At 48.0% G+C, this 22,021-nt stretch carries 16 protein-coding genes, 9 tRNA genes, 3 rRNA genes and 1 other annotated feature; all 28 genes read right to left on the reverse strand.

The genetic code is table 11. From position 1 onward, the window contains the following. Nucleotides 1-164 precede the first annotated feature (164 nt). Nucleotides 165-857 (reverse strand): BofC C-terminal domain-containing protein, encoded by a 693-nt coding sequence (locus MHI12_RS23660; protein ID WP_341008629.1) that lies wholly within the window; start codon nucleotides 855-857, stop codon nucleotides 165-167. Between the two features lie 203 nt (nucleotides 858-1,060). Beyond that, nucleotides 1,061-1,134 (reverse strand) — tRNA-Pro (locus MHI12_RS23665). A gap of 7 nt (nucleotides 1,135-1,141) precedes the next feature. Next, a tRNA-Leu gene (locus MHI12_RS23670) sits at nucleotides 1,142-1,220 on the reverse strand. 16 nt (nucleotides 1,221-1,236) lie between these two features. Beyond that, nucleotides 1,237-1,313: transfer RNA gene (locus tag MHI12_RS23675), tRNA-Arg, on the reverse strand. Between the two features lie 6 nt (nucleotides 1,314-1,319). Continuing rightward, nucleotides 1,320-1,394: transfer RNA gene (locus MHI12_RS23680), tRNA-Gly, on the reverse strand. A gap of 23 nt (nucleotides 1,395-1,417) precedes the next feature. Further along, nucleotides 1,418-1,495: transfer RNA gene (locus MHI12_RS23685), tRNA-Asp, on the reverse strand. A 27-nt stretch (nucleotides 1,496-1,522) separates the two neighbouring features. Further along, nucleotides 1,523-1,596, reverse strand: a tRNA-Met gene (locus tag MHI12_RS23690). Between the two features lie 16 nt (nucleotides 1,597-1,612). Continuing rightward, a tRNA-Val gene (locus MHI12_RS23695) sits at nucleotides 1,613-1,688 on the reverse strand. Nucleotides 1,689-1,810: 122 nt separating this feature from the next. Continuing rightward, nucleotides 1,811-1,882, reverse strand: a tRNA-Glu gene (locus MHI12_RS23700). A gap of 4 nt (nucleotides 1,883-1,886) precedes the next feature. Next, nucleotides 1,887-1,962: transfer RNA gene (locus MHI12_RS23705), tRNA-Asn, on the reverse strand. An 84-nt stretch (nucleotides 1,963-2,046) separates the two neighbouring features. Continuing rightward, nucleotides 2,047-2,163: ribosomal RNA gene (gene rrf, locus MHI12_RS23710) — 5S ribosomal RNA — on the reverse strand. Nucleotides 2,164-2,243: 80 nt separating this feature from the next. After that, nucleotides 2,244-5,169: ribosomal RNA gene (locus tag MHI12_RS23715) — 23S ribosomal RNA — on the reverse strand. Nucleotides 5,170-5,486: 317 nt separating this feature from the next. Further along, nucleotides 5,487-7,039: ribosomal RNA gene (locus tag MHI12_RS23720) — 16S ribosomal RNA — on the reverse strand. Together the 16S, 23S and 5S rRNA genes with 9 tRNA genes alongside form the textbook arrangement of a ribosomal RNA operon. A 546-nt stretch (nucleotides 7,040-7,585) precedes the next feature. Continuing rightward, nucleotides 7,586-9,226 (reverse strand): LysM peptidoglycan-binding domain-containing protein, encoded by a 1,641-nt coding sequence (locus MHI12_RS23725; RefSeq protein WP_405170513.1) that lies wholly within the window; start codon nucleotides 9,224-9,226, stop codon nucleotides 7,586-7,588. Nucleotides 9,227-9,421: 195 nt separating this feature from the next. Continuing rightward, nucleotides 9,422-10,306: a branched-chain-amino-acid transaminase gene (gene ilvE / locus MHI12_RS23730; RefSeq protein ID WP_017692630.1), complete on the reverse strand. Its 885-nt coding sequence runs from the start codon at nucleotides 10,304-10,306 to the stop codon at nucleotides 9,422-9,424. A 148-nt stretch (nucleotides 10,307-10,454) separates the two neighbouring features. Beyond that, on the reverse strand, nucleotides 10,455-11,327 hold the full coding sequence (gene pheA / locus MHI12_RS23735) for a prephenate dehydratase (protein ID WP_405170514.1): 873 nt from the start codon (nucleotides 11,325-11,327) through the stop codon (nucleotides 10,455-10,457). After that, entirely contained in the window at nucleotides 11,324-12,292 is a 969-nt protein-coding gene (gene thrB / locus MHI12_RS23740; RefSeq protein ID WP_074096240.1) for a homoserine kinase, read from the reverse strand. The genes pheA and thrB overlap by 4 nt, the downstream gene beginning before the upstream one ends. Continuing rightward, nucleotides 12,289-13,359, reverse strand: coding sequence for a threonine synthase (thrC, locus tag MHI12_RS23745; RefSeq protein ID WP_405170515.1), 1,071 nt, complete (start codon nucleotides 13,357-13,359; stop codon nucleotides 12,289-12,291). The genes thrB and thrC overlap by 4 nt, the downstream gene beginning before the upstream one ends. Nucleotides 13,360-13,474: 115 nt before the next feature. Then, entirely contained in the window at nucleotides 13,475-14,761 is a 1,287-nt protein-coding gene (locus MHI12_RS23750; protein ID WP_017692626.1) for a homoserine dehydrogenase, read from the reverse strand. A 58-nt stretch (nucleotides 14,762-14,819) separates the two neighbouring features. Next, nucleotides 14,820-15,257 carry an ACT domain-containing protein gene (locus MHI12_RS23755; protein ID WP_017692625.1) on the reverse strand — a complete coding sequence of 146 codons (438 nt, stop codon included), beginning with the start codon at nucleotides 15,255-15,257 and terminating at the stop codon, nucleotides 14,820-14,822. Between the two features lie 229 nt (nucleotides 15,258-15,486). After that, nucleotides 15,487-16,797, reverse strand: coding sequence for a GTPase ObgE (gene obgE, locus MHI12_RS23760; protein WP_076216952.1), 1,311 nt, complete (start codon nucleotides 16,795-16,797; stop codon nucleotides 15,487-15,489). Nucleotides 16,798-16,814: 17 nt separating this feature from the next. Beyond that, entirely contained in the window at nucleotides 16,815-17,612 is a 798-nt protein-coding gene (locus MHI12_RS23765; RefSeq protein ID WP_235193928.1) for a Spo0B domain-containing protein, read from the reverse strand. A 90-nt stretch (nucleotides 17,613-17,702) separates the two neighbouring features. Further along, complete coding sequence (gene rpmA, locus MHI12_RS23770) at nucleotides 17,703-18,014, reverse strand: 50S ribosomal protein L27 (RefSeq protein ID WP_017692622.1); 312 nt, start codon at nucleotides 18,012-18,014, stop codon at nucleotides 17,703-17,705. A gap of 23 nt (nucleotides 18,015-18,037) precedes the next feature. Further along, entirely contained in the window at nucleotides 18,038-18,367 is a 330-nt protein-coding gene (locus MHI12_RS23775; RefSeq protein WP_036605912.1) for a ribosomal-processing cysteine protease Prp, read from the reverse strand. A gap of 14 nt (nucleotides 18,368-18,381) precedes the next feature. Then, nucleotides 18,382-18,693: a 50S ribosomal protein L21 gene (gene rplU / locus MHI12_RS23780; RefSeq protein ID WP_017692620.1), complete on the reverse strand. Its 312-nt coding sequence runs from the start codon at nucleotides 18,691-18,693 to the stop codon at nucleotides 18,382-18,384. A 14-nt stretch (nucleotides 18,694-18,707) separates the two neighbouring features. Next, nucleotides 18,708-18,792: a sequence feature (ribosomal protein L21 leader region), on the reverse strand. 56 nt (nucleotides 18,793-18,848) lie between these two features. Continuing rightward, nucleotides 18,849-20,099: an Rne/Rng family ribonuclease gene (locus tag MHI12_RS23785; RefSeq protein WP_405170516.1), complete on the reverse strand. Its 1,251-nt coding sequence runs from the start codon at nucleotides 20,097-20,099 to the stop codon at nucleotides 18,849-18,851. A 106-nt stretch (nucleotides 20,100-20,205) separates the two neighbouring features. Beyond that, on the reverse strand, nucleotides 20,206-21,066 hold the full coding sequence (locus tag MHI12_RS23790) for a M50 family metallopeptidase (RefSeq protein WP_405170517.1): 861 nt from the start codon (nucleotides 21,064-21,066) through the stop codon (nucleotides 20,206-20,208). After that, nucleotides 21,059-21,907, reverse strand: coding sequence for a peptidoglycan DD-metalloendopeptidase family protein (locus MHI12_RS23795; protein WP_405170518.1), 849 nt, complete (start codon nucleotides 21,905-21,907; stop codon nucleotides 21,059-21,061). The genes MHI12_RS23790 and MHI12_RS23795 overlap by 8 nt, the downstream gene beginning before the upstream one ends. Between the last annotated feature and the right edge of the window lie 114 nt (nucleotides 21,908-22,021).

Here is a 22,021-nt window from a genome sequence, read left to right on the forward strand (position 1 = left end):
CTATTTCAGTTCAAACGACAAAAAGGACATCTCTTCGATGTCCTTCATCATATTCCACATATTTTTGGGTCTATCGCTTGGTTACGTAACCACCAATGTTATTGCTATTGGCACCGTCGTTTCAGTACTTCACAATTTTAATACCGTAGGCGAGGACGTTTGGATTACCCGCCATTACGGATTAAATGGTGATCTTCATCCACGGCATAGTCACTGAACGTAGAGATTACGCTATCATATTCATCCTTGTCCTGAATCCGAATACCCTGCTGCAATTGCTCTAGTACGCCTTCAGGCAAAGAACTCTCCAACGTCCCAACATCCAACTGAAAGAACGTACGAATAACCTTCTCTTCTGCAGGCTTACCCTCGTACAAATTAAGGTTCCCTACAGCATCTATGCTGATATAAGCCTGTTGTTTACAATGCGGTGAAAGGTCATCTACACGTTGCTTCAAATGCAACTCATCTGATGTTCCAACGGTAGCATCCCATTCCGGATGTTGAGCTAGCAGCATCTTCAACTGTGGTCTAGCCATCTTGCCTAACTGCTCTGTTTCCAATCCGCAGATGTACTTTGTCTCCAAAACCACACTTGTTAAATGATCCGGATCAGAATCAAGTTGCTCTACTAACGCCTGAATCTCCTGTTCTGATCTTGTTTCCTGCGTAACAGGGCCCATCACACTGGTTGCCTCACTAAAATTAGTTGTCAGCAAACGCTCAATCGCCGATGAGATGGACAACCCGCTGTAAGCCAATATCGTAACTGCAAGCAAAGCCGCCGTTATCCATACTGTTCGTTTCCACCGTCTCCAGCGTCTCTTGAATTGTTTTCTGAAGTTAAACGTGTTCACATGAACCCCTTCTATCACTTTTTAAACCTATTGTGACCTAAAGAACGAGGCTTTATGCACAACTAACTTGTGGTCTGAAGAAGGAACAGACATGTGTTAGCTTAGAGAATTTGTCATAGTTAATATCGAACTTGCATTTATAGAATCTTATATTGATAAATATAAAAAAAACACTATCTAATTATAGATAGTGTTTTTAGAGATCGGGATGACACGATTTGAACATGCGACCCCCTGGTCCCAAACCAGGTGCTCTACCAAGCTGAGCTACATCCCGTTATATATACCGGCGAGAGGACTCGAACCTCCACGGTTTCCCACTCGATTTTGAGTCGAGCGCGTCTGCCATTCCGCCACGCCGGCAAATTTGAAGTTATAATGGCGCGCCCTGAGAGATTCGAACTCCCGGCCTTTTGATTCGTAGTCAAACGCTCTATCCAGCTGAGCTAAGGGCGCAAATATTGGAGCGGAAGACGGGAATCGAACCCGCGACCCTCGCCTTGGCAAGGCGATGCTCTACCGCTGAGCCACTTCCGCACACGGTATTATTAATATAAAAATGGCGGAACCGACGGGATTCGAACCCGCGATCTCCTGCGTGACAGGCAGGCATGTTAGGCCAACTACACCACGGTTCCAGATCACTTTCTCAAAGGAAAGTATAATTGCGGGGGCAGGATTTGAACCTGCGGCCTTCGGGTTATGAGCCCGACGAGCTACCGGGCTGCTCCACCCCGCGTCGTTATAAAGTTATATGGTGGAGGCTGAGGGGATCGAACCCCCGACCCTCTGCTTGTAAGGCAGATGCTCTCCCAGCTGAGCTAAGCCTCCATATTATGACCCGTAGGGGATACTCTCACTTCGTTCGAGACTGCGAAGCAGTTGCTAACGAAGTTCATCCTCCGACGAACCTTTGGGATTCTCATCCCTTGTTGAAGCAATAGGTATTGCTATGACCCGTAGGGGATTCGAACCCCTGTTACCTCCGTGAAAGGGAGGTGTCTTAACCCCTTGACCAACGGGCCTTACTGGCTCCCCGAACAGGGCTCGAACCTGTGACAACTCGATTAACAGTCGAGTGCTCTACCAACTGAGCTATCAGGGAATAATATGCATTTGCAGTGCAAATGCAATTCATCGTACAACATCAACATGCAGAGCCTGTTTTCTATGTATGATGAAAGAGTTCGCTTGGCGGCGTCCTACTCTCCCAGGACCCTGCGGTCCAAGTACCATCGGCGCTAGAGGGCTTAACGGTCGTGTTCGGGATGGGTACGTGTGGAACCCCTCCGCCATCGCCACCAAACGCATAGCTTAGCTTACATTTCAGAGTTTTGTTCTCTGAAAACTAGATTCGAAACGAAACACGCGAATGACAACTTGCTATTGGATAAGCCCTCGACCGATTAGTACTGGTCAGCTCCATGCATTGCTGCACTTCCACCCCCAGCCTATCTACCTCGTCGTCTTCAAGGGGTCTTACATACTGGGAAATCTCATCTTGAGGGGGGCTTCACGCTTAGATGCTTTCAGCGTTTATCCCGTCCGTACATAGCTACCCAGCGGTGCTCCTGGCGGAACAACTGGTACACCAGCGGTACGTCCATCCCGGTCCTCTCGTACTAAGGACAGCTCCTCTCAAATTTCCTACGCCCACGACAGATAGGGACCGAACTGTCTCACGACGTTCTGAACCCAGCTCGCGTACCGCTTTAATGGGCGAACAGCCCAACCCTTGGGACCTACTTCAGCCCCAGGATGCGATGAGCCGACATCGAGGTGCCAAACCTCCCCGTCGATGTGGACTCTTGGGGGAGATAAGCCTGTTATCCCCAGGGTAGCTTTTATCCGTTGAGCGATGGCCCTTCCATGCGGTACCACCGGATCACTAAGCCCGACTTTCGTCCCTGCTCGACTTGTAGGTCTCGCAGTCAAGCTCCCTTATGCCTTTGCACTCTTCGAATGATTTCCAACCATTCTGAGGGAACCTTTGGGCGCCTCCGTTACTCTTTAGGAGGCGACCGCCCCAGTCAAACTGCCCACCTGACACTGTCCCCGCACCGGATTACGGTACCAGGTTAGAACCTAGATACGATCAGGGTGGTATCCCAACGTTGCCTCCACGCAAGCTGGCGCTCACGTTTCAAAGGCTCCCACCTATCCTGTACAGATCGTACCCAAATTCAATATCAAGCTGCAGTAAAGCTCCATGGGGTCTTTCCGTCTTGTCGCGGGTAACCTGCATCTTCACAGGTATTAAAATTTCACCGGATCTCTCGTTGAGACAGCGCCCAAGTCGTTACGCCATTCGTGCGGGTCAGAATTTACCTGACAAGGAATTTCGCTACCTTAGGACCGTTATAGTTACGGCCGCCGTTTACTGGGGCTTCGGTTCACAGCTTCGGATTGCTCCTAACCACTCCCCTTAACCTTCCAGCACCGGGCAGGCGTCAGCCCGTATACTTCGCCTTACGGCTTCGCACAGACCTGTGTTTTTGCTAAACAGTCGCTTGGGCCTTTTCACTGCGGCCCCCTCGTGCTATTCACACTACCGGGGCACCCCTTCTCCCGAAGTTACGGGGTCATTTTGCCGAGTTCCTTAACGAGAGTTCTTCCGCGCGCCTTAGAATACTCTTCTCGCCTACCTGTGTCGGTTTGCGGTACGGGCACCTTCACCTGGCTAGAGGCTTTTCTTGGCAGTGTGAGATCATGACCTTCGCTACTACAATTTTCGCTCCCCATCACAGCTCAGCCTTACAATGTGCGGATTTGCCTACACATCAGCCTTACTGCTTAGACGGACATCCATCAGTCCGCGTCACTACCCTACTGCGTCCCCCCATTGCTCATAACGGCTTACGGTGGTACAGGAATTTCGACCTGTTGTCCTTCGACTACGCCTTTCGGCCTCGCCTTAGGTCCCGACTTACCCTGAGCGGACGAGCCTTCCTCAGGAACCCTTAGGCTTTCGGCGGATCAGATTCTCACTGATCTTTTCGTTACTCATACCGGCATTCTCACTTGTATAATGTCCAGCGCTCCTTACGGTACACCTTCAACCCTTATACAACGCTCCCCTACCCCTGATGCAAAGCATCAAGCCATAGCTTCGGTGGTGTGTTTAGCCCCGTTACATTTTCGGCGCAGAGTCACTCGACCAGTGAGCTATTACGCACTCTTTCAATGGTGGCTGCTTCTAAGCCAACATCCTGGTTGTCTGTGCAACTCCACATCCTTTCCCACTTAACACACACTTGGGGACCTTAGCTGATGGTCTGGGCTGTTTCCCTTTTGACAATGGATCTTAGCACTCACTGTCTGACTCCCGGAAGTAAGTCTATGGCATTCGGAGTTTGACTGAGCTTGGTAACCCTTGCGGGCCCCGCACCCAATCAGTGCTCTACCTCCACGACTCTGTTTTCCGAGGCTAGCCCTAAAGCTATTTCGGGGAGAACCAGCTATCTCCGAGTTCGATTGGAATTTCTCCGCTACCCCCACCTCATCCCCGCATTTTTCAACATGCGTGGGTTCGGGCCTCCAGTGCGTGTTACCGCACCTTCACCCTGGACAGGGGTAGATCACCCGGTTTCGGGTCTACGTCCACGTACTAAGTCGCCCTATTCAGACTCGCTTTCGCTGCGGCTCCGGCTCTTCACCTTAACCTTGCACGGGAACGTAACTCGCCGGTTCATTCTACAAAAGGCACGCCATCACCCCTAAAACGGGCTCTGACTTTTTGTAAGCACACGGTTTCAGGTTCTATTTCACTCCCCTTCCGGGGTGCTTTTCACCTTTCCCTCACGGTACTGCTTCACTATCGGTCGCTAGGAAGTATTTAGCCTTGGCAGATGGTCCTGCCGGATTCATACGGGGTTTCACGTGCCCCGCACTACTCGGGATCCGTCTCGGAGGGAACAGACTTTCAACTACAGGGCTTTTACCTTCTTTGGCGGGCCTTTCCAGACCTCTTCGCTTAACCGGTTCCTTTGTAACTCCATGTGAGACGTCCCACAACCCCAAAGAGCAAGCTCTCTGGTTTGGGCTTCTCCGCGTTCGCTCGCCGCTACTGACGGAATCACTATTGTTTTCTCTTCCTCAGGGTACTTAGATGTTTCAGTTCCCCTGGTATGCCTCTACACAACCTATGTATTCAGTTGTGAGTAACTGGAAATTACCCCAGCTGGGTTTCCCCATTCGGACACCCCCGGATCAAAGCTTGCTTACAGCTCCCCGAGGCAGTTTCGTTGTTCGCCACGTCCTTCATCGGCTCCTAGCGCCTAGGCATCCTCCGTGTGCTCTTAGTAGCTTAACCATTTTGTTCCGGTTTCGGTCGCTCGCTTCCCTTGTTTTGCTTGCGCAAAGCCAAAAGTCGCTCTCACCCGATACCATCACAAAAGCAATTTAACTACCTTTATAAACACTTCACTTGTTTACACAAGATCAGCTTAAAGGAATGTTCTAATTCGCGTTTGTTTCGTTTCGATATCTAGTTTTCAAAGAACAAGCTCCATGCAAAAGCAAGCTGTTTGAGAGTTTGAGCTCTCAAAACTGAGCAACGAGTGAGTAACTAGCCGACCTGGCTAGATTTTGTATTTGAATGTTTCCGTTGCAGGAAACGATTCTCCATAGAAAGGAGGTGATCCAGCCGCACCTTCCGATACGGCTACCTTGTTACGACTTCACCCCAATCATCTATCCCACCTTCGGCGGCTGGCTCCTTGCGGTTACCCCACCGACTTCGGGTGTTATAAACTCTCGTGGTGTGACGGGCGGTGTGTACAAGACCCGGGAACGTATTCACCGCGGCATGCTGATCCGCGATTACTAGCAATTCCGACTTCATGCAGGCGAGTTGCAGCCTGCAATCCGAACTGAGACCGGCTTTGTTGGGATTGGCTCCATCTCGCGATTTCGCAGCCCGTTGTACCGGCCATTGTAGTACGTGTGTAGCCCAGGTCATAAGGGGCATGATGATTTGACGTCATCCCCACCTTCCTCCGGTTTGTCACCGGCAGTCTATCTAGAGTGCCCACCCGAAGTGCTGGCAACTAAATATAAGGGTTGCGCTCGTTGCGGGACTTAACCCAACATCTCACGACACGAGCTGACGACAACCATGCACCACCTGTCTCCTCTGTCCCGAAGGAAAGATACATCTCTGCATCGATCAGAGGGATGTCAAGACCTGGTAAGGTTCTTCGCGTTGCTTCGAATTAAACCACATACTCCACTGCTTGTGCGGGTCCCCGTCAATTCCTTTGAGTTTCAGTCTTGCGACCGTACTCCCCAGGCGGAGTGCTTAATGTGTTAACTTCGGCACCAAGGGTATCGAAACCCCTAACACCTAGCACTCATCGTTTACGGCGTGGACTACCAGGGTATCTAATCCTGTTTGCTCCCCACGCTTTCGCGCCTCAGCGTCAGTTACAGCCCAGAGAGTCGCCTTCGCCACTGGTGTTCCTCCACATATCTACGCATTTCACCGCTACACGTGGAATTCCACTCTCCTCTTCTGCACTCAAGTCACCCAGTTTCCAGTGCGATCCGGGGTTGAGCCCCGGGATTAAACACCAGACTTAAATGACCGCCTGCGCGCGCTTTACGCCCAATAATTCCGGACAACGCTTGCCCCCTACGTATTACCGCGGCTGCTGGCACGTAGTTAGCCGGGGCTTTCTTCTCAGGTACCGTCACCTTGAGAGCAGTTACTCTCCCAAGCGTTCTTCCCTGGCAACAGAGCTTTACGATCCGAAAACCTTCATCACTCACGCGGCATTGCTCCGTCAGGCTTTCGCCCATTGCGGAAGATTCCCTACTGCTGCCTCCCGTAGGAGTCTGGGCCGTGTCTCAGTCCCAGTGTGGCCGATCACCCTCTCAGGTCGGCTACGCATCGTCGCCTTGGTGAGCCGTTACCTCACCAACTAGCTAATGCGCCGCAGGCCCATCCCCAAGTGACAGATTGCTCCGTCTTTCCAGTTCTCTTCAGGCGAAGAAAACAATTATTCGGTATTAGCTACCGTTTCCGGTAGTTGTCCCAAACTTGAGGGCAGGTTGCCTACGTGTTACTCACCCGTCCGCCGCTAAGTATCAAGGAAGCAAGCTTCCTATCAACTCCGCTCGACTTGCATGTATTAGGCATGCCGCCAGCGTTCGTCCTGAGCCAGGATCAAACTCTCCAATAAAGTATTGAAAAGAGCGATAAGCTCATTTTGAATCTGACGAGATTAAAAATCTCATTTGTGCTCCAGTCGATTCAAGCCAAGGCTTGTCTCAAACTTTCGCGTTCATTCTGCAAGCAGAATGTTTACTCACTCGTTGTTCAGTTTTCAAAGATCAAACTTGTTTCATCATCTCTTGTGTTTCCCTTGTCAGCCGTGTGTTTCAGCGGCGACTTAAATAATATATCATACGGCTGAATGTAATGCAACAGTTTTTTTCATTTCTTTTCTTTAGTAGTTTTGCATTAGCTAAAGCTATCATATCCGTTCCCTATCTTGTCCTATCATATTAGGTCATGCTCATAGGGTACAAATATTTTAACACATTTATGAAAGGGTTTACAATAACTTCTTAATAAAATACTTTATATCATTTCCTGAGCAACTATATCTCCGTTGTGTGCAACTCAATGTTCACTCAGGTAAGCGGGAAGCCAGCTCTCTATTGCAGAGCTGGCTTCCCGCTTATATAACAGGTACCTCACTTATTCATCAATCGCAATCCTCAGGTTAGTTTTGTATCCATGGATTACGACGCTTTTTATCGGATTTCCGTTGGTTGGAAGTAGCTGCACCCTCTCTGGATGCTTTCCCGGACACGGATACCTTGGATTTATTCTTCAGAGGAGCCTTGTTTGTTCTGCGTTTTGCAGCGGCCGGCTTACTCCCTGCTTGCTTGGACTTCCCTTCCGAATCTGATCCAACCTCTTCAATTGCTACCTGACTTAAGTTAGCGTCTTCACGCCCCCCTTTTTTGCCCCCCTTCCCTTGCCCCTGAGGAGGATACATTTCACCAAATGCTCCAAGCGGGGACGGCGGAACCATGTTCTGAGTAGGGTACGGATTCTGATAAGCATACTCAATAGGCTGGTTTGGCATCGTTGATGTGGACATTTCAGGCGGCATACCGTACGAAGGACCGTACATATTCCAAGCCGGATCCTGATAACCATGAGAAGGATAAGTATACTGAGGCATATGTGTATGTGAGCCACATCCGCATGGAGGGTACGGAAGCATTGAGTATGGAGATATGAAAGGCGGCTGATGATTCATATGACTAGGTGCTGCATACGTTGGGAATGGAGTGTTCACTTCGCCAGCTGGCGCAATCGGAAATGAGTTATTTTGCATTTCTGCGGACAGATTCGGCATAACGTTATTGTGGTTATAACCCTGCTCCGCGCCAGTCCACGGACTGTTAGGCAGATCACTGCCACTATAAGGACTAACTTCCGGAATCCCTGGAAACGACGCATTGTTACTCGCTCCTGCCGTGTACATGTCTTGCTGAGCACCGTACACCTCTTGTACAGGAACCGGGATTTGAACATAAGGGTGCTCGGCAGGCGCATGATGCAACTTATTACCGCAACCACAAGGTTTTTTGGTTGCTGGTGCAACCTCAGTTGGAGACTTTGTATTAGGCATTACAGGCAAAGGCATAATTTCAGGCGATAGATTAGGCATTGTGTATTTCTTGGATTCTGCTACCGGTTTTACATAAACTTCGGGTTTAACCTCTTCTTTTTTATGCGTTTCCTTTTCGGGTTTCACTTCAGGAAGCTCCGGTAACTGCGGCAGTACCTCCAGTTCAGGCTTCACATTCGGCTTCTCCGTATTGACTGGTGGTGGAGCAGGCAGCGGAACAGGAACAGGTACAGGTACAGGAACCTCTGCTACCGGAGCAGGGGGAGTTGGCGCTACTGGAGCCGGTGGTTCCGGTTCTTTGACTCCCGTGTATTCCTTACCTTCAGGTGACAACTTTTCATGAGCAGCAATGTTGCCGGCACCCGAATTAGATGTGCTGTTTCCTTGTGCGTGCATAGATGGAATATAAACTGTCTCCCCCACCAGCAGAGCGTTCGGATTTTTCAACTGTGGATTGGCATTGACCATGTCTTTTAAAGGAACTCCCCAGGCTTGTGCCAACTTCCATAACGAATCTCCTTGCTGCACCTTGTGACTGTGGAGCACACCCTCCGGTTTCGGTGTTACTGGCTCGGCAGGGATTTTGACCTTCATGCCAATATCCAACTTGTCGGGATTTGTGATTTGCGGATTAGCCGCGATCAATTTGTCCAGCGCTACATTGTATTTTTGGGACAGCAGATATAATGTGTCGCCTTTTTTCACCATGTGTATTTTCACAGGGAACTAACCTCCTAGACGTCATACTTGGGCAGTACATTCGCCCATACCGTTACTACATCCTATGCAGAAACCGGGCTAATGACATCAACTAAACAAAAAAAATCCTCCTGTCTCCAAAATCCCCATACTCCAGGTATGCAGAATTTTATCGGACAAGGAGGATTCCTGTTCCCTATGTTATGCAATTCTAACTTAAGATTCCCACACTTTATATCCATCTTTGTCAACAATCTGACGGAATGCTTCCAGCAGTCTCAGCGTTACCGGACCTGCAACTCCCGTGCCGATTGTTCTTCCATCGACTTCATATGCAGCGATAACTTCTGCAGCTGTCCCGGTGAAAAAGACTTCGTCTGCGATATACACATCATGCAGGGTGAATGGTACTTCTTTTAATTCAAGCTCCAGTTCGCCACATAGATCAATAATCGCTTGACGTGTAATCCCTTCAAGTGCTCCGAGATAACAAGGTGGCGTGTACACTACACCATTTTTGATGATGAAGATGTTATCACTTGAACCCTCAGTAACGTAACCTTGGGAGTTCAGCATAATTGCTTCACCAGCACCTGAATAGTTAGACTGGATTTTAACCAGGATGTTATTCAGATAGTTTAACGATTTAATTTTTGGATTCAATGCGTCCGGAATGTTCCGGCGTTGGGATACCGACACGGCTTTCAATCCAGTAAGATACGCTTCCTCCGGATAGATCGCCAATTGCTCCACGATGATGATTACGGATGCCTTAGGGCAACGTAATGGGTCCAACCCCAGATTACCAGGGCCACGCGATACAATAAGACGAATATAACCATTACGCATATCATTACGGCGCACCGTTTCAGCCATGACTTCCAGCATCTCATCAATGGACAGCGGAATGTTCAAACTAATGGATTTCGCCGAATCATACAAACGATCCAAGTGGGCCTTACATCTGAAAATATTTCCGTTATAGATCCGAATACCTTCGAAAATCCCGTCTCCATACAAAAATCCATGGTCATATACCGAAACGGTTGCGTTCTCCTTGGTCACATACTGACCATCCAAATAGATCCATTGTTCTGCCACCGATGACTGCACCTCCATAAAATATCCATTCCCTGTACTCCGAAACGTTATTAACCCGTCCATTGTACACCAAATGACAAGCCATTACTCGCACATTCTACCCCGACTTATGACAACCTTCTAACATTCCCAAACACCATCAGGTCAATTATTTCGAAGGATATGTATAACAAGGATAGCTACCCAGAACGCGCACCTGACAATTCAATGCTTCAATCTCTGCCATGGCTGCGGTAAGCAATACCGAATCTACCGTTTCCACAACATCAATGTAAAAATAGTAACTGCCCAATCGTTTCTTCGTCGGACGAGATTCGAGACGGGTCAAGTTCAGCTTCCGCCAGGCAAAAGCCGACAATACTTGATGCAACGCACCCGGTGCATCTTCTGGCAACGTCACCAGCAAGCTGGTTTTTACATGATCCGGTTCACGTGGAATGTTCACAGGTTCATGGCCGATGAGCACAAAACGAGTGTAGTTGTTGTCATGATCTGTAACCCGCTCAGCCATAATGTCCAATCCATGCTTCTGAGCAGCAAGTTTGGTACCAATCGCTACCCAGCCCTTACCCGGATTTTTTTTCACAATTTCTACAGCTTCGGCTGTACTGTTCACACCTTCAAGGTCGGCCCCAGGCGAATGTAGCCGAATAAAATTCTGACACTGTGGAATAGCCACAGGGTGAGACATAATCTTGGTAATTCTACCAAAGTCATACTCACCACTCTCTGTCTTAAATTCTGAGCCATGTCCAATCACATTCTGGATGGATGGGTATACCCACTCTGCTTGCATCGGAATGTCTACTTCATTCACAAGCCAGTCCATATGAAGACTAACAGAACCTTCAATGGTATTTTCAATCGGAATGACACTGTATTGTGCAATCCCGCTATCCGTTGCTCGAAAAACATCCGAAATGAGCTTGGAGTGAAGCAAATCTAATGGTTCCCCGTTGAAAAGGAAATCAATTGCCTCATGAGAGACTGAGCCTTCAGGTAATACTGCAATTCGTTTCATGCATTAACTTCCCCTTTGATTCTGTCCAGAAAAGGACGTTCGTCTTGATCAGGCAGCACGGTTACACCGTCCAAATCCGGATCGAGCCACAGTGCAGAAGCAGATATGCCCTCCCGCTCCATGGTGTCCAGCAAATATTGTTCCAATCCCGCTTTCCGGGTGTCATGACGATCTACCAAAGTCAATACGGTCGGACCAGCTCCGCTCAGGGCAGCTCCCAACGCTCCATGATCAACAGCATGTTCCAATATCTCAGCCATGCCTGGCACCAATGATGCCCGATATGGTTGGTGAATTCGATCTGACATCGCCTTCTGAATCATATCCAGTCGTCCACTCGCCAAAGCGGCAACGAGCAGTGAAGATCTGCTAATGTTATGCACCACATCAGACATGCCAAATTGCTCTGGAATCACATTCCTTGCTTTTGAAGTAGACAGCTGGAATTCAGGTACAATAACCAAAGCCTGCAGATCCTGGTGTGGTTCAATACGTATATGATCTACCTGTTGACCATTCCATGCAGCCGTAATAATACCGCCATACAGAGATGCTCCCACATTATCAGGATGCTTCTCGAGGGATGTGGCCATATCCAGAAGCTTGGCATCGGATAAAGGAGCACCAATCAATGCATTCGCTGCTGCCAATGCACCAACGATGGCTGATGCACTGCTCCCGAGTCCCCGCGTAAGCGGAATATCGGAATACATGGAAATCTCCAATTCAGGGATGGATACCCCAGCTTCATTGAATACCATCTGTGCAACTTCGTAAATCAAATTCGATTTATCTGTTGGCAGGCCTGTCAAATGATTGCCGTGAAGATGAAATGACGTCTGCTCGGCAGGTTTCATTTCCAACCAGGCATACAAAGACAATGCCATGCCCAGGGTATCAAACCCTGGACCTAGATTGGCTGTGCTTGCAGGTATTTTTACGGTTACCTTTTCACGCAAACTCATACAGATTGCTGCTCCAGTTGTGCAATAGCCGCCATTACTGCTTCTTCCGTATCTTCAACAACAAGTGGCTCAGTCGCTACTGTTTTGATCGCAATATTAGGATCTTTCAGGCCATTACCTGTCAGTACACAAACTACAGTCTCTCCGCCTTTAAAGTACCCTTCACTCTTCAGTTTGTATACACCGGCAAGGGAAGCCGCAGAAGCAGGTTCAGCAAAAATTCCTTCCCGAGAAGCAAGTGTACGATACGCTGTCAGGATTTGTTCATCTGTTACATAGTTGATCTGTCCACCAGATTCCTCAGCTGCAGCCACTGCCGTTTCCCAGCTCGCCGGATTACCGATTCGAATTGCTGTTGCTACCGTTTCAGGTTCAAGGATCGGCTCACCTTTGACAATGGCCATCGCACCTTCCGCTTCGAAACCAACCATACGTGGAAGCGTGTTGGATTTACCTGCCTCTTTATATTCTTTGAAACCTTTCCAATAAGCCGAGATATTACCCGCATTACCGACTGGAATAGCCAAAACGTCAGGCGCTTCGCCCAGTTGTTCAATTACTTCAAACGCTGCTGTCTTCTGTCCTTCAATCCGGAACGGATTCACAGAGTTTACAAGCGTGATCGGATGTTTGGCTGTGATCTCACGCACAATCTCCAGTGCACGGTCAAAGTTACCATTAATCGCAATCACTTTAGCTCCATAGATCATGGCTTGGGCCAGTTTACCCAGTGCAATGTTGTTATTCGGGATCAGTACGATACAATTGAGGCCACCACGTGCGGCGTAAGCTGCTGCAGCTGCTGACGTATTACCTGTGGATGCACACATGATCGTACGGCTGCCCTCTTCCATAGCTTTGGCAACAGCCATAACCATACCGCGGTCTTTGAAAGATCCTGTAGGGTTCAAACCTTCGTATTTGAAGTAAACATTCAAACCGAGCTCCTCAGACAGATTCTCTGCATGAATCAACGGTGTATTTCCTTCCTGAAGCGTAAGCAGGGGTGTATTTTCATTAACTGGAAGGTGCTCTCTGTACGTTTGCAAAAGTCCTTGATATCTCATTGTGGGTAAACTCCTTTATGTTTTAATAATCTGAAATGATGACCTGTTGAACCGGATATGATTAACTTGTACGTTATAACTGAAATAATTGAGATGCCGTATGGGATAAGGACAATTATCCTTCGACCCGGTAGACACTCTTAATGCGGCGAATGACGCTGAGTGATTCAAAATGTTTTAACACTTTATCCATGCTTGCCTTACTTGCATTATGTGTAACGATAATGATCTCGGCATCCGGGTTGTGCTCATTCGGCTGTTGAACAACCGACGCCAGACTGACATCATATTCTGCGAAAATTTGTGTGATTTGTGCCAATACACCGGCTTTGTCGTCTACGTGTAGTAAAATAAAGTTTTTCGACACGATCTGCTCGTCACTTTGTAGTCGCTTAATCTTATAAGGCACAATTGCTTTGAGACCGTTCACGCCAAGTTTAAGGTTTTTGGTAACCGCCACAATGTCAGCTACAACCGAAGTTGCCGTTGGAAGTTCTCCCGCACCCGCACCGTAGAACATCGTCTCCCCTACAGCTTCACCGTGTACATATACTGCGTTGAACACACCGTTGACTGAAGCAATCGGGTGATTCTGTCTAACCATAGTCGGCTGAACGCTGATCGTGATCTCATCGCCAATACGGTCCGCAATACCAAGTAATTTCATCTCATAGCCCAGTCTTTTGGCATACATAATGTCTTCACGAGTTACGGAGGATATTCCTTTAACGGTTACATCCTTCAACTCCACATTGGTACGGAAACCGAGTGTACTCAAGATCGCCATTTTGCGAGCTGCGTCAAGTCCCTCTACATCGGAAGTTGGATCCGATTCGGCATATCCCAGAGCCTGTGCTTCAGCCAGTACTTCTTCATAGGATGCACCTTCCTGACTCATTTTGGTCAGAATAAAGTTCGTTGTTCCGTTCACTATCCCCATAATGCGGGTAATCCGATCAGAAGAGAAACCTTCAATCAGCGTACGAATGATCGGAATCCCTCCAGCAACACTCGCCTCATAGAACACGTCACATTGTTTTTCCTGTGCCTTCGCCAAGATCTCTGTACCGTGCAATGCCATGAGATCTTTGTTTGCTGTTACGATATGTTTCCCACGTTCCAATGCTTCAAGAATATACTCCTTCGTCTGATCAATGCCGCCCATGACTTCAACGATGACATCAATATCCGGATGACGAATGACTTCCCAAGGATCTTCCGTAAGTTTGGCACGGTCTACAGCAATAACACGTTCTTTCTCTGTATTTTTCACTGCGATCTTCTCGATGACAATCGGCGATCCAACCTGACTGCTCAGATCCTCCTGATTCCCTTCCACAATGCGAACGACTCCCGTTCCGACAGTTCCCAGACCCAACAATCCGACTTTTACTGGTTTCACTAACGATCTACCCCCTAATGTCTATTCTTGTCTGTCAGTCCTGTATGTTAAAGCCTATTTAACCTTGGCCTACAATACGCGTGCGTCTTACTCCAGGCATATCTTGCATTCGATCCAGCATTTCACCAATTTCGCCATGAAGATGTGTCGTTTCAACTGAAATGACAACATTGGCTCTTCCCTGAAGCGGTATACTCTGATTAATCGTGAGTACATTAGCTCCATAACCAGCTACATGTCCAAGCACACGAGACAAGATACCCGACTGATGCTCCAGATCAATGGAGATCGTTACAATTCTCTCGCGCTCAAGCTGGTTGATCAGATGAATTCCATCCTTGTACTTGTAAAAGGCACTCCGGCTTAATCCGACCTGTTCAACCGCCTCATGCACTGTTTTAACATCACCAGAAGCCAGTAGTTCTTTTACCTGCATGGTCTTCACCACTGCCTCTGGTAAAATATCTTCCCGTACTAAGTAATAGCGTTCGTTCACAGAACGTCCTCTCCTCAAAGACTCATGTATTCATATAGTGGACATTATATAGGATCTATGACAAAAGGGCAATACATGACACGCCTATTTTTTGAAATACGTTCCTCACAGTATACAAGTTTATCCCTCTCTCATGTCAGGAAAAAACAAAAAAAACGCAGAGTTGCGGGTCAACTTCCCACTTCTCTGCGTTCCTATATCGATCTGTCTCTCCACGGAAGACGGCCACTTAGTAGTAACTGCTGCCTTCCACGAATTCGAATTCAAAGTCTCCAATACGTACGATGGTGCCTTCTACAGCTCCGCGCTTACGCAACTCAGCGTCCACACCCATATAACGCAGTGTACGTGCGAGTTTCAGTATAGCTTCATGTGAGTTCAGTTGCATCCGTTTCATCATGCGGTCAATCTTGGCACTTTCGACAACGAACATTTCATTCTCACGCACAATTTTGAAACCATCGTCTTCTTTTTTGTCCAGACTGTATACTTTACGTTCAGATACATCTGCTACCTCTTCAACCACTCGCTCGTCTGGAACCTGATCCAGCAGATCAGCTGCACGATACAGAAGTTCTTGAATCCCTTTCCGGGTCAAGGATGAAATTGGCATCACTTCAATATCAGGTTGAACCTCACGAACTTGCTGTAAAAATTGCTCCAGGTTCGCTTCAGAGTCTGGCATATCCATCTTGTTAGCTGCTACAATTTGCGTTCTCTCGGCGAGAAGCGGATTGTACAACTTCAATTCGTCATTGATTTTCTGCCAGTCTTCAAAAGGATCGCGTCCTTCCGAACCCGACATATCTACGACATGAACAATAATACGAGTACGCTCGACATGACGCAGGAACTCATGTCCCAGTCCGACTCCTTCATGCGCACCTTCAATCAGTCCAGGCAAATCGGCCATCACGAAACTTCGGCCTTCTCCTACACCGACTACACCCAGATTCGGTGTAATGGTTGTGAAATGGTATGCCCCGATCTTTGGCTTGGCTGACGAAACGACAGAAAGCAATGTGGATTTCCCGACACTCGGGAAACCAACCAGACCAACATCTGCCATAACTTTCAGTTCGAGCACGATGTAACGCTCCTGTCCTTCTTCACCATTCTCGGCAAGTTCAGGTGCAGGATTGTTCGGTGTAGCAAATCGGATGTTACCCCGTCCGCCCCGACCACCACGAGCAATAACAACCTGTTGACCGTGACGTGTCATATCCGCCAGTACTTCTCCACTATCTTCATCCAAGATGATAGTTCCTGGTGGAATGCGTACAATCATGTTCTCCGCGTTTGCACCATGCTGACTTTTATTACGTCCCTTCTCACCACGTGGGGCCTTGAAGTGACGCTGGTAACGGAAATCCATCAACGTACGCAAACCTTCATCCACGCGGAAAATGATGTCAGCTCCTCTGCCTCCATCGCCCCCCGCAGGTCCGCCGTTTGGTACATATTTCTCACGACGGAACGAAATAATTCCGTCCCCTCCGTCTCCGGCTTTTACATAAATCTTCGCTTTATCTACAAACATTGGTTAACCCCTTCTTCCTATATTCCACACGGCATTCTGAATTGTATAAACGTATCCTCAGACGGAAACTGCTCCGTTCTGACTTTTTTTCCTTTGAGTACGGCAGTAAGCTGCCGCAGTGTTTCCGGATCGGGTGTTTGATCCCCATCCAGTCGGACAACCACATCTCCATGATCCTGTCCGAAGTTTAAGGTCAGTTTGCGAACCTCTCCCCAAGAAGACCGGCCGCCGCCATATTGATAGGCCCTGATTGCATCCGCAATCGCCCCGGTAAGTGACTCGCCATCCTCGGGAGAGACCAGAGCACTAAGCTGCAACTCATCTTCTATTTCCACATGCAAGTCCAGCGCAATTCCACTGGCGCGAAAAGACTGAAGATAAAATACGAGGGAAGGAATACCTAATCTGGAGATTCGGCTTTCTTCTGTAACCCGCTCTTTTATTCTTTCCACACATTGCAAGGATTTATCAAGTTTGCCCAGCCGAAGATATCCATATAACACCTGAAGGTCGTTCATCCAGTCGTGTCGATGATGATTTAATGAAGCGATTGCTGTTTTTTCCATGGATTGTATGATGGCTCTACGTTCCGCCTCCGCCTGTTTCTTCATCGCATTCACAGAAATGAGCAATACTGCGACGGACCATAATGCGCACACGACGCTTGAGATCATCGCCGGATACAACATAACGAAAACCAAAGGAATCAGAAGTGAACATGCCGCAATCCACGGCACTCTTTTCCAAGATTTCATGGCTTCTCCCCGTTCTACAAAACTCGGTTGGTCTACACCCACCGTAACCAAGTATAACATGTCTTTTCTGCCAGTTCATTATCGAATAACCGTTGAATACAAAAAACCTTCGGCAAAAATGCCGAAGGCTCCTTAGGCGGAATGCCGATATTACGCTTCTACTGCTGCTGCTACAGGAGCAACATTAACAGGGTAGATGCTTACTTTTTTGCGATCGCGTCCCCAACGTTCGAATTTAACAACGCCGTCGATTTTCGCGAACAAAGTGTCATCTTTACCGATGCCAACGTTAGTTCCTGGGTGAATTTTCGTTCCGCGTTGGCGAACGAGAATGCTACCACCAGTTACAGTTTGACCATCAGCACGTTTAACACCCAGACGTTGAGCATTACTGTCACGTCCGTTCTTCGTGGAACCTACACCTTTTTTCGATGCGAATAACTGAAGATTTAATTTCAACATGATTGGTTGTCCTCCTTCTTTGCTTATTTGAATTGCTGTATTTTAATATACTTCCCGTATGACTCTGCAATATTAGAGAGCATAACCACCATGGATTCGAGTAACAATTGTACCTGGGACCAAGTTTCCCCTCTCTCTAACAAAGGTAAAGAACCACTTAAAAAGCCATTCTTCATCTTGGCATCCATTTCGACACCGGTCAATGTTTCAATCGAGTTCACCGTACCCACTGTAACAGCGGATACCCCGGCACATACGATGTCTTCTCCCCGCTTGGCAAAATTAGCATGCCCTTCAATGGAAAAACGTTCGATGTTCCCGTCCTCATCACGAAAGATTTGAACGATAATCACTTATCGCACCTTCTTTACGCTTTGATTGTTTCGATAGTTACTTTAGTGTACGGTTGACGGTGACCTTGCTTCACATGGTAGTTCTTTTTAGGTTTGTATTTGTATACGATAACCTTTTGTCCTTTGCCATGTTTCTCCACTTTAGCCGTTACAGTAGCTCCAGAAATCAATGGTGTACCTGCTGTCAAACCTTGATCGTTAGATACAGCCAGGACACGGTCGAACGTTACGCTTTCGCCATCGTTCGCAGTCAATTTCTCGATGAACAGAACATCGCCCTCTTGGACTTTGTACTGTTTGCCGCCTGTTTCAATAATTGCGTACATTTGCCTTGCACCTCCTCATGTCTCAGACTCGCCCGTTCTCAGGTGACAGTGTCCTTGCGGAACTGTTCTTATACCCGGCCAGTGCGGTTACAGCATGTGCAAGACCATTAGGCTAAACACATACTTGAAGATTATATCACGCAATATATCAAAAATCAATGCAAAGGTGAAATATATCTTTTTCCCGTACCATGGCAGGAAGAACACGGCTCCACATAGGGTAACGTACTTTCTTCCCGCACTTTCTTACGGGTAAGTTCGAGCAAACCCAGCTTGGTCCAACCCATTACAAACGCTTTGGTCCGATCCTTCTTGAGCTCACCCTCCAAGGTTGCTGCGACTTCATGCCGATTCGAGGCTTCCTCCATATCAATGAAGTCGACAATAATCATGCCACCGATATCTCGCAGGCGCATCAGACGGGCAATCTCCACTGCTGCCTGTATGTTGGTCTCTGTCACGGTCTCTTCCAGACTGTCACCGCCAGCTCCCGTATATTTGCCTGTGTTCACATCCACTACAGTCAGAGCTTCGGTATGATCAATGACAATGTATCCGCCTCCGGGCAACCACACTTTCCGGGCAAAATCCTTATTCAACTGTTCCTGCACACCATAGGCAGCAAAGATGGATTCTGTTCCCCGGTACACCTGTACTTTGGGTTGATAACCAGGACTAATCTCTTCGAGCAATGCTTTTACCTCACGGGCTTGTCCTTCACTATCAGTGATGACTTCGTCACTCCCTGGCGTATACACATCTCTGATGATTCGCTGTACCATGCTATGATCCCGATGCAAGAGGCTTGGCGAAGGCAAACTGTCCGCTTTTTCACGAATCAGATACCACTGCGCGCGTAATGTTTCCAAGTCCGACTTAATGGCTTCATGCTGCTCTTCTCCAGATACGGTCCGAATTATAAGTCCTTCTTCATCCCGCCTCAGTTGCTCCCCAAGTGCCTTAAGACGGGAACGATCCCCTTCACGGGCAATTTTCTTGGATACCGCTACATAGTCAGCAACAGGCATGTAGACAAGCCAACGGCCCGGAAGTGAATAATGAGTCGTCACCCGGGCTCCCTTGCCTCCTACCGGTTCTTTCAGAACCTGAACAATGACTTCCTGACCCGGACGAAGCAACTCCGAGATGGAAGGCTTCACCTTGGGCTGTTTCTCCAGATGGGGATGCAACACATCGTCCACATAAAGAAACGCATTCTTTTTCTGACCAATATCCACAAAAGCAGCTTGCATACCTGGTAACACATTCACGACCCGTCCCTTGAAAAAGGAACCCAGCAGTCCTCGATCGCGTGTACGCTCTGCCGTAAATTCCACAGCTTTGCCTTCTTCCAGAAGCGCCATTTGCATGAGGTTATGTTCATTATGTACTATCATTTGTTTCATGGCTTCACCTCTAGAAGACAATTCAAATCATCCACATCCATTTCAGTATCTTTTCAATTCTCATTGTACATATATTAACCCATTTCAGAACAGGTCCACCAGAACACTACAATTGATCACCATTTTGTTGAAAATAGGAACCGATAATCCGTTGCTCAGGCAAGACGGCCATAATTCGACCCTGTCTGTTCATCACGTATACCATATGGTATCTTTCTCTCTTTAATAGACGCAAAATAGTGTCCAAAGGTTTCGCCGGAAATGAGATTATTGGCTGCGCCAAACTGCCAGTAGCCGCGTGACGAGCGAACGCACCCTCTCGATTCATCAGAAAACGAATAAAGCGATAGGGCACATTTCGGTAATCCGTTACGTTGGAATAGAACAAAAAAAGGCCGATTAACAGAATGTTGAGTGGTAGGCCATAGTCTCCAGTAAACCATCGGCTGATAGCATATAAAATAACCCCTACGCTACACAGAATGCTAATTCTGTAAGTCCACATTAATGTTGTATAGTAGGGTGCCCACAGACTGACAAGTGCCTGAACAATTTTACCTCCGTCCAGAGGAAGTACAGGCAGCAGATTAAATAGGGCAATGAGCAGGTTCCCCTGAATGATATAGTTGAGAAAAACCGGATCGCCCAGATTGCCATACTGCAACAGCAAAACCACACCAACCATCAGCATGTTTTGTAATGGACCTGCCAGAGCAATGATGATTTCCCGGTAGGCCGTGATCGTACCTCCATCTTCGATAACCGCTACTCCTCCAAAAGGAAGCATCTGGATCGACAAGACACGATAGCCCAGAAGTGCTGCAGCCGCAGCATGTCCACATTCATGAATGAATACAATGGCAAACAACGTAATAAGCTCAATAAAATGTCCAGTCAGAAGGGAGGCCATCATGATAATTACAAAAAACGGATGAAACGTAATATGGACTCCCCACACCCTAATCAAGGGCAACAACTTCCGCCGGGTCTACGTACTCCTCCCCCTCTTTGACTGCAAAATAGAGCGTGGCCGGTTGTTCACCACCCGTAGCCTTGAGACTCCCCACTGGATTCCCCGCTTCCACCCAATCATTCACGTTCACTTCACTCTCGTTCAACCGACCGTATATTGCCGTGACATTGCCTGTATGCTGGATGACAACTGTGAATCCACTTGCTGCATCGCCGATAACCTCCATGACACGCCCAGCATCAGAACTTGCGACCTGTATAAGTTCTGCACCTGCGGCATCCGGAACGATCTCAATTCCCTTCATGCTCAGCGCGAATGGCTGAACAACTGTGCCTGAGATCGGTTTCCCCAGTAACTGCCTTACTTTCAATCCGTTCACGGCATCCGTCGTATGTCCGAGGACCGGAAGAAACGAAGGTGTTCCTCCAAAATGCCGTTCATACCAGGCCGCGGCTGAGGAAAAATCCATATCCCGATGGAGTGCATCCGCAATTACTGTTTTGGGTGATGTCGTCCACGATGTATCCAACTGAAATAGCCCCCACACTCCGCCAAATATCATAGCGCTAATAACCGTCCGTTTGAGAAGTGACTTGAACAGGTTGAATCTCGAATGCCCCCCTGGAACGAAATGACCATTCTCTTTTTTCCATAACCATTCCGGATCTCTTTCCTGTATCCCCTCACTAGGCGCAAATGGTTTCGGGTGTATGATCTCATTCTTGTCCAACAGTGAACCTACTTTTTGCTCCTGTAAGACCTCCACAGTGGCACCATCCATCAGTCGCCGAATGCGTTCTTCTCGTCTCTGCTTAATTCTGAGTTTCGTGTTCATGGAATATCCTCCCGCCGAGGCTTGTTTACTACATCCTATGAAGAGGTGGTTGATAATATGAACAAGCCTGCCAGCAGGTAACAAAAAAAGCCGGGCTATAAGCCACGGCTGTCA

Source organism: Paenibacillus sp. FSL H8-0280, from assembly GCF_045040665.1.
Taxonomy (GTDB): domain Bacteria; phylum Bacillota; class Bacilli; order Paenibacillales; family Paenibacillaceae; genus Paenibacillus; species Paenibacillus xylanexedens_A.